The organism is Burkholderia sp. BE12, assembly GCF_002959955.1.
Taxonomy (GTDB): domain Bacteria; phylum Pseudomonadota; class Gammaproteobacteria; order Burkholderiales; family Burkholderiaceae; genus Burkholderia.
In genome coordinates, this window is record NZ_PREY01000027.1 from 87,103 (window position 1) to 100,700 (window position 13,598).

At 66.8% G+C, this 13,598-nt stretch carries 17 protein-coding genes and 1 pseudogene; 9 read left to right on the forward strand and 9 right to left on the reverse strand.

Annotated elements, in window-relative coordinates; all coding sequences use genetic code 11:
* Positions 1 to 17 precede the first annotated feature (17 nt).
* The 4 genes from C4B30_RS26115 to C4B30_RS26130 all read left to right on the forward strand — a co-directional run bounded on the left by C4B30_RS26115 (position 18) and on the right by C4B30_RS26130 (position 3,427).
* Complete coding sequence (locus C4B30_RS26115; RefSeq protein WP_027784463.1) at positions 18 to 977, forward strand: hydroxymethylglutaryl-CoA lyase; 960 nt, start codon at positions 18 to 20, stop codon at positions 975 to 977.
* A gap of 27 nt (positions 978 to 1,004) precedes the next feature.
* The gene (locus C4B30_RS26120; protein WP_027784464.1) at positions 1,005 to 1,388 is read left to right on the forward strand and encodes a VOC family protein; all 384 of its coding nucleotides are present in this window, start codon (positions 1,005 to 1,007) and stop codon (positions 1,386 to 1,388) included.
* Between the two features lie 224 nt (positions 1,389 to 1,612).
* Positions 1,613 to 2,440 (forward strand): alpha/beta hydrolase, encoded by an 828-nt coding sequence (locus tag C4B30_RS26125; RefSeq protein WP_027784465.1) that lies wholly within the window; start codon positions 1,613 to 1,615, stop codon positions 2,438 to 2,440.
* 93 nt (positions 2,441 to 2,533) lie between these two features.
* Entirely contained in the window at positions 2,534 to 3,427 is an 894-nt protein-coding gene (locus tag C4B30_RS26130) for a LysR family transcriptional regulator (protein WP_027784466.1), read from the forward strand.
* A gap of 59 nt (positions 3,428 to 3,486) precedes the next feature.
* Here C4B30_RS26130 and C4B30_RS26135 read toward each other — a convergent pair whose 3' ends face one another.
* From C4B30_RS26135 to C4B30_RS26145, 3 genes are all read right to left on the reverse strand, one after another.
* Positions 3,487 to 4,950: an MFS transporter gene (locus C4B30_RS26135; protein WP_027784467.1), complete on the reverse strand. Its 1,464-nt coding sequence runs from the start codon at positions 4,948 to 4,950 to the stop codon at positions 3,487 to 3,489.
* 447 nt (positions 4,951 to 5,397) lie between these two features.
* Positions 5,398 to 6,084, reverse strand: coding sequence for a hypothetical protein (locus C4B30_RS26140; RefSeq protein ID WP_230469132.1), 687 nt, complete (start codon positions 6,082 to 6,084; stop codon positions 5,398 to 5,400).
* Between the two features lie 10 nt (positions 6,085 to 6,094).
* Positions 6,095 to 6,859, reverse strand: a complete 765-nt coding sequence (locus tag C4B30_RS26145) for a 5-formyltetrahydrofolate cyclo-ligase (RefSeq protein ID WP_234015462.1) — start codon at positions 6,857 to 6,859, stop codon at positions 6,095 to 6,097.
* 47 nt (positions 6,860 to 6,906) lie between these two features.
* Between C4B30_RS26145 and C4B30_RS26150 the strand changes: the two genes are divergently transcribed.
* The 4 genes from C4B30_RS26150 (at position 6,907) to C4B30_RS26160 (ending at position 9,184) form a co-directional block, all read left to right on the forward strand.
* Positions 6,907 to 8,010: an NAD(P)H-dependent flavin oxidoreductase gene (locus tag C4B30_RS26150; RefSeq protein WP_027784470.1), complete on the forward strand. Its 1,104-nt coding sequence runs from the start codon at positions 6,907 to 6,909 to the stop codon at positions 8,008 to 8,010.
* Positions 8,011 to 8,124: 114 nt separating this feature from the next.
* The gene (locus tag C4B30_RS26155; protein WP_027784471.1) at positions 8,125 to 8,496 is read left to right on the forward strand and encodes a GFA family protein; all 372 of its coding nucleotides are present in this window, start codon (positions 8,125 to 8,127) and stop codon (positions 8,494 to 8,496) included.
* Positions 8,493 to 8,621 (forward strand): hypothetical protein, encoded by a 129-nt coding sequence (locus C4B30_RS36115; RefSeq protein WP_267896641.1) that lies wholly within the window; start codon positions 8,493 to 8,495, stop codon positions 8,619 to 8,621. The genes C4B30_RS26155 and C4B30_RS36115 overlap by 4 nt, the downstream gene beginning before the upstream one ends.
* Before the next feature lie 107 nt (positions 8,622 to 8,728).
* Positions 8,729 to 9,184 (forward strand): MarR family winged helix-turn-helix transcriptional regulator, encoded by a 456-nt coding sequence (locus C4B30_RS26160; RefSeq protein ID WP_089500189.1) that lies wholly within the window; start codon positions 8,729 to 8,731, stop codon positions 9,182 to 9,184.
* A 52-nt stretch (positions 9,185 to 9,236) separates the two neighbouring features.
* On the opposite strand, the gene C4B30_RS26165 is transcribed toward C4B30_RS26160, so the two are convergent.
* The 5 genes from C4B30_RS26165 to C4B30_RS26185 form a co-directional block, all read right to left on the reverse strand.
* Positions 9,237 to 9,953, reverse strand: coding sequence for a GNAT family N-acetyltransferase (locus C4B30_RS26165; protein WP_027784473.1), 717 nt, complete (start codon positions 9,951 to 9,953; stop codon positions 9,237 to 9,239).
* 168 nt (positions 9,954 to 10,121) lie between these two features.
* Positions 10,122 to 10,451 (reverse strand): DUF4148 domain-containing protein, encoded by a 330-nt coding sequence (locus C4B30_RS26170; protein WP_034185417.1) that lies wholly within the window; start codon positions 10,449 to 10,451, stop codon positions 10,122 to 10,124.
* 73 nt (positions 10,452 to 10,524) lie between these two features.
* Positions 10,525 to 10,851 (reverse strand): DUF4148 domain-containing protein, encoded by a 327-nt coding sequence (locus C4B30_RS26175; RefSeq protein WP_027784475.1) that lies wholly within the window; start codon positions 10,849 to 10,851, stop codon positions 10,525 to 10,527.
* 65 nt (positions 10,852 to 10,916) lie between these two features.
* Entirely contained in the window at positions 10,917 to 11,243 is a 327-nt protein-coding gene (locus C4B30_RS26180; RefSeq protein ID WP_027784476.1) for a DUF4148 domain-containing protein, read from the reverse strand.
* Between the two features lie 66 nt (positions 11,244 to 11,309).
* Positions 11,310 to 11,729, reverse strand: coding sequence for an organic hydroperoxide resistance protein (locus C4B30_RS26185; RefSeq protein WP_027784477.1), 420 nt, complete (start codon positions 11,727 to 11,729; stop codon positions 11,310 to 11,312).
* A 647-nt stretch (positions 11,730 to 12,376) separates the two neighbouring features.
* Here C4B30_RS26185 and amiE point away from each other — a divergent pair.
* A pseudogene (gene amiE, locus C4B30_RS35920) lies at positions 12,377 to 12,526 on the forward strand (aliphatic amidase); the annotation flags it as partial.
* Between the two features lie 60 nt (positions 12,527 to 12,586).
* On the opposite strand, the gene C4B30_RS26200 reads toward amiE, so the two are convergent.
* A complete protein-coding gene (locus tag C4B30_RS26200) occupies positions 12,587 to 13,504 on the reverse strand; it encodes a LysR family transcriptional regulator (RefSeq protein WP_230469134.1) in 918 nt (305 codons plus the stop codon).
* Between the last annotated feature and the right edge of the window lie 94 nt (positions 13,505 to 13,598).

Here is a 13,598-nt window from a genome sequence, read left to right on the forward strand (position 1 = left end):
GCCACCGGGACGAAGCCATGACCCACCCTCCGCAACGAATCCATCTCCACGAAGTCGCGACCCGCGACGGTTTCCAGAACGAAGCGGCGTTCGTCGACACCGACGACAAGATTGCGCTCGTCGACGCGCTGAGCGCCTGCGGCTACGCGAAGATCGAGGTCACGTCGTTCACGTCGCCGAAGGCGATTCCCGCGCTGCGCGACGCGGAGGCCGTGATGCACGGCATCGCGCGCGCGCCGGGCGTCGTCTATACGGTGCTCGTGCCGAACGTGCGCGGCGCCGAGCGCGCGCTGTCGTGCGGCGTCGACGAAGTGAACCTCGTGATGTCGGCGAGCGAGAGCCACAACCGCGCGAACCTGCGGATGACGCGCGAGCAGTCGTTCGCGCAGTTGCGCGACGTGATCGACGCGGTGCGCGGCACGGGCGTCGCGATCAACGTGTCGCTGTCGACCGCGATGGGTTGCCCGATGGAGGGCGACGTGCCGGCCGAAACGGTGCTCGCGTGGATGCAGCGCTTCGCGGATCTCGGCGTGCACGGCTTCACGCTGTGCGACACGACGGGCATGGCGTTTCCGTCGCAGGTGCGCGAATTGTCCCGCCGCGCACGCGAGCGCTTCGGCGCATTGCAGCTCACGCTGCACTTCCACAACACGCGCGGGATGGCGCTCGCGAACACGCTCGCCGCGCTCGACGCCGGCATCGACCGTTTCGACGCGTCGCTCGGCGGGCTCGGCGGCTGCCCCTATGCGCCGGGCGCGACCGGCAACGCCTGCACGGAGGAACTCGTGCACATGCTCGAACTCGACGGCTACGATACGGGCGTCGATCTCGCGGCGGTGCTCGCCGTGTCGGCACGGCTGCCCGCGCTGATCGGGCATGACGTGCCGAGCCAGATCCTGAAGGCCGGGCGCCGCTCGGACCTTCATCCGCCGCCGCGTGCCGACGCCGGCGACATGTCCGCGCAACGCGCTTTCTGAACATGAACGGGAACAGGAGCGAATTCCATGGCGCTGATTGACCGTCTCGATCATCTCGTGCTGACCTGCGTCGATCCGGAACGGACGAAGCATTTCTACACCGAGGTGCTGCAGATGCAGCTCGAAACCTTCGGCGCGGGCCGGCTCGCGTTCCGTTTCGGCAACCAGAAGATCAACCTGCACGTGCGCGGCGCGGAATTCGAGCCGAAAGCGCATGTGCCGGTACCCGGCGCGCTCGATCTGTGCTTCATCGCGTCGGTCCCGCTCGACAACGTGATCGCGCACCTTCGGCGCTTCGATTGGCCGATCATCGAAGGGCCGGTCGAACGCACGGGCGCGACGCAGAAGATCCGCTCCGTCTACGTGCGCGACCCGGACCTGAACCTGATCGAAATCTCCGAGCTGATCTGACGAACACGGTTCGGCCGCCCGCCCGAGCACCGGCACGCTGCGCGCACGGCGCGACAGTCCTTCGCCGAAAGCGGACAGGCGGGCGCCGCGCCCGCCGATTCCGGATAGCCGTGCGCGGCCGCGCTGCGGATAATGGCGCAACGGCGTCGGCCCGGCCGCCGCCTTCGCCGCGCGCACCGGACAAACCCGCCGCGCATCCGCAACCCGATCCAGGCGCTTCCCGAATGACGATCCTCTATCGCGGCATGGACCGCGCGGCGCTCGACGCCGCGTACCTGAACACGAAGGTTGTTCCCGATTTCCCGGCGCTGCTCGCGTCTTGTCAGGCGCGCAGCGCGGCGCTGTACGCGGCGACGCCCGGCCGCCGCGACCTGCGTTACGGCGCGCAACCCGCGCAGCGCTTCGACTGGCTGCCGTGCGGGCGGCCCGACGCGCCGCTGTTCGTGTTCATCCACGGCGGCTACTGGCAGCACTGCACGAAAGAGGATTTCGCGTATGCGGCGAGCGGGCCGCTCGCACGCGGCTACGACGTCGTGCTCGCCGAATACACGCTCGCGCCGGTCGCGACGATGACCGATATCGTCGGCGAGATCGGCGCGCTGCTCGACCATCTCGCGGCCGACCCCGCCGGCCTCGGTATCTCGGGACGGCCGATCCACCTGAGCGGCCATTCGGCGGGCGGCCACCTGACGGCCATGCATCGCGCGCATCCGGCCGTCGTGTCGGCGCTCGCGATCAGTCCGCTCGTCGATCTCGAACCGATCGCGCTGTGCTGCCTGAACGACAAACTGCAGCTCACCGCGCACGAAGTCGACGCATGCAGTCCGTTGCATCACATCGGGCGCGGCGCGCCGACCGTCGTTGCGGTCGGCGACGCCGAACTACCCGAACTCATCCGGCAAGCAGACGAATACGCGACGGCGTGCGAAGCCGCCGGCGAGCGGATCGCCCGCGCGTGGCTGCCCGGCATGCAGCACTTCGCGGTGCTCGACGATCTCGCGACGCCGGACGGCGCGATGCTCGCCGCATTGCACGCCGTCGCGCCGCGCTAGCCGCGCCATATCGCACGCGCCTGGCGCGGCGTATGATCGGCGTCAGGCCGGCGCGCCGACCGCGTCCCCCGCACGGCCTTCCAGGACCTCGACATGGTGAACCCGCTTCATTTCGATCTGCAGTCGCTGCGCGTGTTCGCGCTCGTCGCCGAGCACGGCAGCCTGACGAAGGCGGCCGAACACGGCCAGCTCACGCTGTCCGCGGTCAGCAAGCGCATTGCCGAACTCGAAAGCGTGACCGGCAGCGCGCTGTTCGTCCGGCATGCGCGCGGCGTCGAGCTGACGCCCGCGGGCCGCGCGCTGCTCGATCATGCGGCGAAGGTGATCGAGCAGGTCAACCGGATGGCGCACGAGATGAGCGACTACGTCGCCGGCGTGCGCGGCCACATCCACGTATGGACCAACACGTCGGCGATCGTCCAGTTCCTGCCCGCCGATCTCGCCGCGTTCCTCACCGACAATCCCGGCATCAAGGTCAGTCTCGAGGAGCGGCTGAGCCACGAGATCGTCGACGCGCTCGCGTCGGGCAAGGCCGATCTCGGCGTATTCGCCGACAACGTGCCGGCGCCCGGCATCGAACGGCGCCTGTACCGGCGCGACGAACTCGTGCTGCTCGTGCCGCGCACGCACCGGTTCGCCGCGCACGACAGCATCCGCTTCGCGGATACGCTCGACGAGGACTACGTGGGCTTGAGCGACGGCAGCTCGCTGCTCACGCGCATGACCGACGCTGCGTTCGCGGCCGAGCGCTCGCTGAAGCTGCGGATCCAGGTATCGAATTTCGACGGCGTGAGCCGGATGATCGAAGCCGGCCTCGGCATCGGCGTGCTGCCGCGCGATGCGGTGACCGGCGAGCGGGCGGCCCGGCTCGGTGTCGTGACGCTCGACGACGCGTGGGCGACGCGCACGCTGTGGGTCGGCGTGAAGGCGGGCACGGTGCTGACGACCGACGTCGCGAAGCTGTTCGATTTCATGTCCGCGCGGTAAGTGCGCTAAAACGCGATGCGTCGCGCACGCCTTTCATGCGCTCCGCGCCGATCGCCGCGTTACACCGGATTGATGTCGTCCTGGCTGCGCCGCGTGGTCAGCGGCCCGAGCACGCGCAGCGTGACGGCGACGATGCCGAGCGCGACCGAAATCACGCCGAACATCGCGCCCGCGCCGTAGTTGCCGAGCACCGGCAGCAACACGAACGGCAGCGCGCCGCTGACGATGCGCGACAGCGCATAGGTACTGCCGATCGCCGTCGAGCGCACGCGCGCCGGGAAGATCTCGGCCTGGTACACGTGATATGCATTGCTGAACACGTTCGACGCGCACGTCGTCAGGAATCCAAAGCCGACGATCAGCACGGTATTGCCCGAATACGCGAAGCACAGCCCGAACACCGCGATCGACAGGATCGACACGATCACGAGCGTGCGGCGCTCGATCCAGTTGAGCAGCGGAATCGACAGCAGCGACCCGATCGGATACCCGACGAACGACAACGCAATGAACAGCGTGCTGTCCGTCACGTCGAAACCGCGGCTCTTCACGACCGTGCCGGCCAGCGTGCCGAACCCGTAATAACCGAACCCCTGGAGCAGGTGAAAGATCGCCAGCATCAGGTAGCGTGCGCCATACGGTTGGCGGCGCAGTAGCGCGATGCGCTCGCCGAGCCCGAGCGGCCGCTGTGGCTCGACCGGTTCCGCGAAGTGTTCGGGCACGCGCACGCCCGCACTTTCCGCGAAACGCCGCAGCGCCGCGTGCGCGTCGGCCGTGCGGCCTTGCGCGAGCAGCCAGCGCGGGCTTTCCGGCAGCCGGTGCTGGACGAGCAGCACGTACACGGCGCCGAGGCTGCCGATCGCGAGGATGATGCGCCAGCCGGCCACGCCCGCCACCTGCAGCGGGTTCAGCCACAGCGCGAGAAAGCCGACGAGCGGCACCGCGACATACGAAGTCGTATAGGCCCACGCGGCGAGCCGTCCGCGCTTGTCCTTCGGCAGGATTTCGGACAGGAAGCTGTCGGCGACCGGATAGATCGCGCCGACGCCGATGCCGGTCAGGAACCGGCACGCGACGAGCATGTCGGCGTTCACCGAAAACGCACCGGCCAGCGAGAACGCGCTGTACCAGCCGAGGGTAAGCAGGAACGCCTTGCGCCGGCCGATACGGTCGGCGAGGCTGCCCAGGCACATCGCGCCGACGAACATGCCGATGAACGCGGACGCCAGCAATAGCTTGAAATCGGCGCTTTGCCGGCTCAGCCCGTATTCGTGCTGCAACGCGGAGCCGATCGTACTGACGAGAAAGATCTCGTACATGTCGAAGAACAACCCGATGCCGATCACCCAGACGACGAATCGATGCAACGCACCGACCGGCAGATCGTCCATGAAATCGCCGAGCGTGACGCAGCGGCCGGGAAGGGCCGCCGCATCAGCGCCGGCGCCTGCGGAGGCGGCCGGTGGCCGGGCGGATTCGGATCCGCCGGCATGGTCGCCGAGGTCGAGGGATTGGCTGTTCATCGTGTCTCCTGATTATCGATAGGCGGTGGCGCGGGGCCCGGCCGGTCGCGGCCGGCGTAACGCGTCGGCCGCTCGACGCGGCGGGACAGGCATCGCCGGGCTCGTGCAAGAGCCGGCCATGCGGGCAGCGCCGATCGTCCGACACATGGTGGGCAAATCGGCGGCACGTGATAATTGCGGATCTTTCAAGCATCCTTTCCTGAGCAGAAAGGGTGGGGCGCGCGCGACAGTCCGACTTCGCGCGACAGGCCGTTGCAGCCTGCATGGCGGAGAGTGGCGCGCCGGACACGATGTGCTCGCGCGCAGCCGGCCGGGCCGGGAAAACCATGAGGCTCGTGTCGTCGGATCGCTTTGCGCAGCACCGCTGAAATCGTGTTCCGGGAGAACACGACGAACCTGTCGCGCACCGGTACGCCGGCCGTCACCGGCGGCGTACCGGTGCGCGCGTCATTTCAGTTCCGGATTCTGCTGCGTCGCACACGCGCGCAGCGCGGCAACGCGCTCGTCGTGGCCGACCTTCTCGAACAGATCGGCCATCTCCATCTGCGCGACCGGGTCGCCCTCACGCGCCGCGCGCCAGCGCAACGACGCGATCATTCCCCTCATGCGTTCGCCGGGCGTGTCGCCGTCGTAGCCCGACATCGCCTGCATCACGTCCGCGAGCTTGTTGTATCCGGCCGGCACGTGATGCGCAAGCAGCCACGCGACCGCCGGCTGCGCGCCTTCCCAATCCTCGTCTTCGAGCGAACTGTTGACGAGACGTGCCGCCGCGCGCCACGAGCCGAGCGACGCGGCTTTCGCGTACGCCTTGTCGGCATCGCGACCGCGCGACGACGGCGCTGCGTCGAACGCCGCCTGGGCAGCGGCCGACGGCGGCGGCACCGCGAGCTTCGTGCAGCGGAACGCGCCGGCATCGGGTGCATTGCCGGGCAGGTCGGCCCAGCGCACCTGATCCTCCAGTGCGCGATCGAGCGTCGGCCGCACGTCGCTTTGCTTCATCGAGGCGAACACCCAGTCGGTGCGGACATGACGAGCGGCGTCCCAGTCGTCTTCGGCGACGGCGTGTTGCGCGAATGCCAGGCAAGCGGCCATGCAGCCGATCCGGAACAGGTGTCGAGCAGGGGATTTCATCATGGATCCCCCCTTAGCTCGCGACGATGATGAAGGCCGTCAACGCGATCGGGAACAGCGCGATGCCAAGCAGCCCCAGCGCGCCGTCCGCCGCCATCGCGATCGGCGACAGGGCGAGCTTGGCGCCCTTGCCGACGGCCGACAGCTTCTCCGTCACCGTGACGCCATACTCGTGATTGAACGCCTGCGGGACCGCCGATGGCGTAACGTCGTTCGGCAGATAGCGCTTGCCGCTGATCGTGCCTTCCGACTCCAGGTGGCCCGAGTTCTCCTTGAAACCATCGGCGACCGCACGGTTGCGAATGTCGGAGCCGACCGGCGCATCCGAACGACTCAGTCTCATCGTGTAATGACCGGTGATCGTGTCGCCATGCGCGTCGAAATCGTCGAACGCCGTGCGCAGTTTCGTGCGATAAGGTGCGGTGAGCACGGTCGCGAGACCCGGCGGCATCTCGAAGATGTAGTGATACCGCTTGCCGAGCACGACGAGTTGCTTGCCGTCGGAGGTAATCAGGAAGGTCGACAACGTTTCGTCGTATTTCGAATCCTTCATCCATTCCTTGGTGACGGGACCGAAATCGGCGCAGCCGGCCAGCATGCCGGACGCCGCCACGGCGGGCAGCGCGAGAAATGTTCTTCTTTTCATGAATGTTGTAATGATGTTGTTCGTTATTCGGCCAAACCGCCTGAATGTCGGCGAAGCGTTCGACGAACGCTGCACGCTGACGGCCTTGGACGCGGTTTCTCCGTCCGCTATTCTAGGGATGAAACCGGACATGCGATACGTGCGGCCGACGCTTCGGCCGCCATCAGGAGACAAGCGACATGAATCAACCCACCGACCACCGGACAACCCTGTTGCGCACGCTCGGCATCCGCGCCCCGATCATCCAGGCGCCGATGGCCGGCGTCAGCACGCCGGCGCTGGCGGCCGCCGTCTCGAACGCGGGCGGGCTCGGCTCGCTCGGCGTCGGCGCGACCGACGCCGCCGGCGCGCGCAAGATGATCCGCGACACGCGCGCGCTCACCGACCGGCCATTCAACATCAACGTGTTCTGCCACCGTCCGGCGCAAGCCGACGCGGCCGTCGAGCGCGCATGGCTCGACTGGCTCGCCCCCGCGTTCCGCGCGTACGGCGCGGCGCCGCCCGCGTCGCTGTCGGAGATCTACACGAGCTTCGTCGCGGACGACGCGATGCAGGCGATGCTCGTCGAGGAAAAGCCGGCGGTCGTCAGCTTCCATTTCGGGCTGCCGTCCGCAGGCGTGATCGCCGCTCTCAAGCGTGCGGGCATCACGCTGTTCGCGGCTGCGACGAATCTCGACGAGGCCCGCCAGATCGCCGCCGCCGGCATCGACGCGATCGTCGCGCAGGGCATCGAAGCCGGCGGCCATCGCGGCGTGTTCGATTCGACCGCGCACGACGATCGCCTCGGCACGTTCGCGCTCACGCGCCTGATCGTGCGCGAATGCGCGCTGCCCGTGATTGCCGCCGGCGGCATCATGGACGGCGCAGGCATTGCCGCCGCGCTCGCGCTCGGCGCGCAGGCCGCCCAGCTCGGCACCGCGTTCGTCGCGTGCCCGGAGACGTCGATCGACGACGGCTATCGCCGCGCGATCCTCGGCGATGCGGCGCGCCACACCACGTTCACGCGCGCGATCTCGGGCCGCGTCGCGCGCGGCATCGCGAACCGGCTGACCGCGCTCGGCGACGACCCGCACGCGCCGGCCACGCCCGCGTATCCGATCGCATACGATGCGGGCAAGGCGCTGCATGCGGCCGCGAAGGCGAAGGGCGAATTCGGCTATGGCGCGCAATGGGCGGGGCAGGCGGCGCCGCTGGTTCGCGCGCTGCCGGCCGCCGAGCTGTTCGCGGCGCTCGAACGCGAAATGCGCGAGGCAATCGAGCGGATGCAGCACGTGCTGGACTGATCGCGCGCCGCGGATTTGCAATGTCCTGTATCTGCGCGGATCGCCGATACAGTGCAATACAACGCTCGCGCGCGGGTTCGCTATAAAGCAGACATGACCGTTTTGGAGTCCATCATGTCTGCTACCTGGTTCAAAGGATCCTGCCATTGCGGGGCCGTTAAATTCGAAGTCCGCACGGCCATTACGCCGGCCGTGCGCTGCAACTGCAGCCTGTGCCGCCGGCGCGGCGCGCTGATGAGCCCGATGTTCGCCGCCGCCAACCTGACGATCGTCGAAGGCGAGGGCGCGCTGACGAGCTATCGCTTCAATACGCACACGGCCCGTCACTATTTCTGCAGCCGGTGCGGCGTCTATCCGTTCCACCAGACCCGCAAGGACCCGGCATGCTGGCGCGTCAATCTCGGCTGCCTCGACGGCGTCGATCCGTATGCGCTCGACGCGACGGTCGCCGATGGGGCAAGCCTCTCGGTCGTGGAGGATGCATGAAACGCTGGCTGATGATCCTGCTGTTTGCCGCGGGCGGGATCGCGACCGAAATCGCGCATCCGGTGCAGTGCACGTTGCTGTCGGTCAGCCGTCAGCAAACCGGCAAGCGCCGCAAGCCGGGCTGAGCGCGCGACGCCTCAGCCTGTCGGCACCGATTATCATGCTTCCGATAAGATCGCATGCGATATATAATGCGGTTGTCTGCGACCATTCGCGTCGCTGGAGGAAGTCCATGAAACCGACCGAAACCCCGTCGCCCGCCACGCCGAAGCTGTCCGAGTTCCTGTGCTTTGCGATCTACTCGGCGAACCTCGCGTTCGGCAAGGCATACAAGCCGATCCTCGACGAGCTCGGCCTCACGTATACGCAGTACATCACGATCATTGCGCTGTGGGAGCAGGACAACCAGACCGTCGGCCAGCTCGGCGAGAAGTTGTTCCTCGAATCCAATACGCTGACGCCGATCCTGAAGAAGCTCGAGGCGATGGGCTATCTGGAGCGGCATCGCGATCCGTCCGATGAACGCCAGGTGCTCGTCAGCCTGACGAAGAGCGGTCGCCGCGTGCGCGAGAAGGGGCTCGACATGAACCTGGTCGAAGCCACCGGGCTGAAGCCGGACGAGTTCGCCAAGGTGCAGAAGGCGATCGTCGCGCTGCGCGGCAACCTGATCCGGTCGACCGAAACATAAAAACACTCAGGCACGGCAAGCGGCCGACGCGTGAATCGCGCCGGCCGCATTGTCACGCACGCGCATCGTCCAGCACCAGCAGGTGCATCTCGCGACGGACGACGAAACCGAGCGCGAGATAGCGCTCGATCGCCACCTGGTTCGTCGTGAGGACGTGCAGGAAGGGCGTTTCCGCACGCGCACCGATCGTCGCGATCAACGACCGGATCAGCCGCGCCGCCAGCCCTTGCCGCCGAAACGCGGCATCCACGCAGACGGCGCTGATCTCGGTATATCCATCGACCTGCATCCGCGGACCGGCCATCGCGGCCAGCCGGCCGTCGCTGCGCACGCCGATGTAGTGACCGAGCTCGAACGTGCGCGGGCCGAACGGGCCGGGCTGCGCGGCAGCGGTCAGCGCGAGCATGTCAGGCACGTCGGCTTCGGCGAGCGGAACATGCCCCGCTTCGTGTGCCGCATCGAGCGTCCCTTGCCAGGTCATTTGAAGCAACGTCGCGCGCCGGATCACCGACATTCCCGCGGGCGGCTCGATCTCATCCGGCGTGACGAGCGCCGCCGGCCCGTGTGCGGCGATCAGCCCGCGCAGTGCGTCGAACGACGCCGGGCTTGTGTCGTCGATCGCGGCAAACGGCGCGATGGCCGTCGGGAACCGCAGCGCGCGACCCTCGCCGAGCGCAAAACGGCGTTGCCTGCCCGTGAGCGCATTCCAGACGACCCGGTCCAGTACGTGCGTAGCGCCTGTCGCGTTTCCGGTCATGACGTCCGGCATCGGCGGCTCCTTGGGGAAAAGATGAGGTGCCGCACAGAATAATCCCGGACAGGGCGAACAGGTAGCGCTGGCGACGCAGACCAGCGCAACGCAAACAAAAAGCGCACGCGATTACATCGCATGCGCTTTATATGATGGGCTTCGGCGACCGAATGCGCCGTACCGCGCTCAATGGCCGAAATAGATCGAGCGCTCGGCGGTGCGCACCGTATTTCGGCTGCCGGACTGCGTGGCGCCGCCGGCATCGCTGCCGTAACCGGCTGCCTGCGTATCGGCCGCGACGGCGCCGTCGTCGCGAATCCGGTTCAGCGCGGCCTGGATATTGTCCGGGTAGTTCGGATCGTTGGGGCGATTCGGCTGGTAGCCGGCTTGCTGCAACGCGGCCAGTTCGGCCCGCACCTGCGCACGCGTGACGGTGCTTTCACCGGCAAAGGCCGGTGCGGCGACGGAGGCCGACACGGCAACGAGAAGGGCGGCAATCAGTTGGGTCTTCATCATTCACCTCGACAGGGATTCGGGAATTCAGGGGGGCGCACCGCACGCCGGCCATCGGCGCCGCTCGCGCGTTCGTTCAATGACCGAAGTAGATCGAGCGTTCGGCGACTCGTGTCGCCGGCCGGCTGCCCGACTGTGTAGCGGCAGCGGCATCGTTGCCGTAACCGGATGCCGCCGTATCGGCCGCCAACGCGTTGCTGCCATGAATGCGCGTCAACGCGGCTTGCAGGTCGTCCGGATAGTGCGGATCGTTCGCGCGGCCCGGCCGATAACCGGCCTGTGCCAACTGGACGAGTTCCGCGCGGACTTGCGCGCGGGACACGACGGCTTCGTCGGCAAATGCCGGTGCGGCGGCGGAAGCGGCAACAGCCACGAGAAGGGCGGCGATCAAGCGGGTTTTCATCATTCACCTCGACAAAATGGAATCAGGGATAAAAGGAATCAGGGTTCACGTATCAGGCGTGGTGCTCAGTGACCGAAGTACACCGAGCGCTCGGCCACGCTGACGGCATGCCGGCGGCCGGATTGCGTCGCGGTGTCGCCGTCGCTGCCGTAGCCGGCAGTCGCGGCGTTAGTCGCGACGGCTGCGTCGGCGTGGATCTGCGTCAGCGCGGCCTGGAGATCATTCGGATAAGTGGCGTCGGTCGCACGGTTCAGCGGATAGCCGGCCTGTTGAAGCTGCGCGAGTTCGGCGCGCACCTGCGCACGCGTCACGGTGGATTCGTTGGCAAACGCCGGAGCGGCAACGGCAGCCGAAACAGCGACGAGCAGGGCAGCGATCAATTGGGTTTTCATGTTTCACCTCGATGGAAAAGGAATCGGGAATTCGGGGTGGCGGCGCTCGGCCACCCGATGCAACGTTCAGGCGATCCGGATGTCGACATCGATGTTGCCGCGCGTCGCCTTCGAATACGGGCAAGTCTGGTGCGCGGCGTCGACGATGCGTTGCGCGACGTCGCGCTCGAGCCCCGGCACGCTCACGTTCAGCCGGGCTTGCAGGAAGTACGCGTTGCCCGCCGTGCCGAGATCCACTTCGGCGTCGACCGCGAGATCGGCCGGCAGCGTCACCTTCGCGGCGCGCGCCGCAAGCTGCATCGCGCCGATGAAGCAGGCCGACCAGCCGGCCGCGAACAGCTGTTCCGGGTTGGTGCCGGCGCCGGCGCTTCCCGGCGACGACAACTGAATGTCGAGGCGACCGTCGGAACTGCGCGCCGCGCCGTCGCGGCCGCCGGAAGTCGTATGCGTCTTGCCCGTGTACAGTACTTTGTCGATCTTGCTCATCGTTTGCTCCGTCGGTTGGGTGTTTGTTTCAGATGCGATTCGATCGCATGCGATGCAGTTTCCGCTTGGTGGCCGCTTACGTCAAGCGTGTTCGATTAAATCGCATGCGATATTTTGTATTTCAATGTATCCGGATCGTGTAGCGCGTTGCTGGGTAAGGCTTTCAGGCGATTCCAGCCCCGATGCGCCGCGGCAGCCATCCGCCGGAGGGCGCGGTGGATCCTGGCCGATGTGGATCGGGCGCTCGGCGTGATGATCGCCGCTCCCGGCCGCTGCTGCGCCTGACGCCCGCCGACTTCGCGCAGTACCGCGCGTACCTTGAGAGCCTCGATGAGGCGACGTTGCACGCGCACTACGGCGCGCCGGGCACCGATCGCATTCGTAAACCAGTTTCAGTGCTTCGATAGCTTCAACCAGGTTCAGTATGTGACGCAGATGAAGCGTGCGCTGTCGTCGTTTCGCGGATTCGACAGCGATGCAACCGCCGCGGTACCGACCGACGCGTTGACGCTGGGAAGGGCCCGCAACGCGGACGGCTCCGAAGTGCATCCGCTCGACGTGCTGCTAGGTTCGTCGATCGAATGGGATCCGCATCGACCGGTCGGCGATTTTTGCATCGACTGTGATTCTCAAGCGGCGCTGGAAGGCATCGCGGTTATACCGGCACGATTCATTCCGGCGATGGCGCGAATGGCGTCGCCGAATGCCCGTTCGGCTTCTCTCGCGACTGGATTGCGGATCCCGACGCCACGCGTCGCCGTGTCGAAGCGCTCACGCGCCCCCCTTGCGACGACTGAAACCTGATCATCAAATGTCAGGCGTTGCAAAACCGAGGCGGGCCATGGATGCGCTTGAGGCTACGAAGGTCGTCGCGCGCGCAAAAGCGTCAGGAGTGCCGCCAGCACGGGAGAAATCTGCTTGCGGGACGGGTAGTAAAGATAAAAGCCCGGAAAGGGCGCCATCCAGTCGTCCAGCAGACGGACCAGCCGTCCAGACGCAAGCCAGTCCGCCGCCTCGTGTTCCAGGACATAAGCGACCCCGAGCCCATCCGCTGCGGCGTGAAGCATGAGGTCCGGCTCGTTGAACGTGAGCGGCCCGGAAACGGCGATCTTCAGTGGCCGGCCATCCCGCTCGAACTCCCAGGCATACACCGTATCTGCCGAGACCATCCGATAGTTGATGCAACGGTGCGTGGCAAGGTCTTCCGGCGTCCTCGGCGCCGGACACCGCGCCAGGTACGCGGGTGAGGCGACGACCACCATCCGGAGCGCGGGCCCGACGGGCAGCGCGACCATGTCCTTCTGCAATTTCTCTCCGAGCCGGATGCCGGCATCGAAGCGGTCTGCCACGATATCGCGAAATCGGTAGTCGATGATGACCTCCACGACCGCGTCGGGATGCGCGTTGCCGAACGTGTCGAGCACGGGCCGGATAACGGCCTCATAAGCCTGTCTTGTCGCGGTGATGCGCAGCGTACCGGCGACCTGGTCGCGCGCGCGGCCCAACTCGCCCAATGTGGCGTCGATGGCTTGCAACGCCGGCTCGAGTGTCAGCAGCAACTTCTCGCCCGCCTCTGTCGGCGCGACGCTGCGGCTTGTCCGTCCGAGCAATACGATGCCGAGCCGCCGTTCGAGCCGCTTGATCGTATAGCTCAGCATCGAATTCGACACCCCGAGCTCGGCCGCCGCGCGCGTAAAACTCCGCGTCCTCGCAACCGTCGCGAAGGCGGACAGGTCGTCGAGGCTTCCTCGCGCGATCTTTCCATTGGATTGCATGGCTCGTTCGAATTATCCGGGATGATCGAAAGAATAAGCGTAACTAAAATTCGGTCAAGGTGCTGCGGCAGGCCACCGTGACACGGGATGCCGG

Bases quoted from the DNA above. Each gene is read 5' to 3' on its own strand.
- C4B30_RS26115 (WP_027784463.1), top strand. From the start codon at position 18: ATGACCCACCCTCCGCAACGAATCCATCTCCACGAAGTCGCGACCCGC.
- C4B30_RS26120 (WP_027784464.1), top strand. From the start codon at position 1,005: ATGGCGCTGATTGACCGTCTCGATCATCTCGTGCTGACCTGCGTCGAT.
- C4B30_RS26125 (WP_027784465.1), top strand. From the start codon at position 1,613: ATGACGATCCTCTATCGCGGCATGGACCGCGCGGCGCTCGACGCCGCG.
- C4B30_RS26130 (WP_027784466.1), top strand. From the start codon at position 2,534: ATGGTGAACCCGCTTCATTTCGATCTGCAGTCGCTGCGCGTGTTCGCG.
- C4B30_RS26135 (WP_027784467.1), bottom strand. From the start codon at position 4,950: ATGAACAGCCAATCCCTCGACCTCGGCGACCATGCCGGCGGATCCGAA.
- C4B30_RS26140 (WP_230469132.1), bottom strand. From the start codon at position 6,084: ATGATGAAATCCCCTGCTCGACACCTGTTCCGGATCGGCTGCATGGCC.
- C4B30_RS26145 (WP_234015462.1), bottom strand. From the start codon at position 6,859: ATGTCCGGTTTCATCCCTAGAATAGCGGACGGAGAAACCGCGTCCAAG.
- C4B30_RS26150 (WP_027784470.1), top strand. From the start codon at position 6,907: ATGAATCAACCCACCGACCACCGGACAACCCTGTTGCGCACGCTCGGC.
- C4B30_RS26155 (WP_027784471.1), top strand. From the start codon at position 8,125: ATGTCTGCTACCTGGTTCAAAGGATCCTGCCATTGCGGGGCCGTTAAA.
- C4B30_RS36115 (WP_267896641.1), top strand. From the start codon at position 8,493: ATGAAACGCTGGCTGATGATCCTGCTGTTTGCCGCGGGCGGGATCGCG.
- C4B30_RS26160 (WP_089500189.1), top strand. From the start codon at position 8,729: ATGAAACCGACCGAAACCCCGTCGCCCGCCACGCCGAAGCTGTCCGAG.
- C4B30_RS26165 (WP_027784473.1), bottom strand. From the start codon at position 9,953: ATGCCGGACGTCATGACCGGAAACGCGACAGGCGCTACGCACGTACTG.
- C4B30_RS26170 (WP_034185417.1), bottom strand. From the start codon at position 10,451: ATGATGAAGACCCAACTGATTGCCGCCCTTCTCGTTGCCGTGTCGGCC.
- C4B30_RS26175 (WP_027784475.1), bottom strand. From the start codon at position 10,851: ATGAAAACCCGCTTGATCGCCGCCCTTCTCGTGGCTGTTGCCGCTTCC.
- C4B30_RS26180 (WP_027784476.1), bottom strand. From the start codon at position 11,243: ATGAAAACCCAATTGATCGCTGCCCTGCTCGTCGCTGTTTCGGCTGCC.
- C4B30_RS26185 (WP_027784477.1), bottom strand. From the start codon at position 11,729: ATGAGCAAGATCGACAAAGTACTGTACACGGGCAAGACGCATACGACT.
- C4B30_RS26200 (WP_230469134.1), bottom strand. From the start codon at position 13,504: ATGCAATCCAATGGAAAGATCGCGCGAGGAAGCCTCGACGACCTGTCC.